Consider the following 292-nt stretch of genomic DNA (forward strand, 5'->3'; position numbering starts at 1 on the left):
TCTGGCAGCATTGGCAAAGCTCCGATATGCTCAGCTTTGGCTTTATCGGTCAAACCTTGATGGCCGCCGCTGCAATCATTTGCTTGCCACGTCAGTTCCATGTCACCGTGGTTGATAATCAGGATATCCGTCATTTAAAGACCGCACGCTGGGCTTTTCCTCTATACCTTTTGCTTATTGGCGCTATGATCCTACCCATTGATAGCGCCGCCATCATGCCGCAAATCGGCCACGGGCACAGTGCTGATAGCTTTGTTCTCGCCTTTCCGTTAAGTACTGGACACTGGTTACT

At 50.3% G+C, this 292-nt stretch carries 1 protein-coding gene; it reads left to right on the top strand.

The window, feature by feature from the left end:
• On the top strand, nt 1-292 hold a 292-nt coding region (locus CWB99_RS23815), incomplete at both ends, for a hypothetical protein (protein ID WP_349304515.1).

This window comes from Pseudoalteromonas rubra (assembly GCF_005887095.1).
Taxonomy (GTDB): domain Bacteria; phylum Pseudomonadota; class Gammaproteobacteria; order Enterobacterales; family Alteromonadaceae; genus Pseudoalteromonas; species Pseudoalteromonas rubra_E.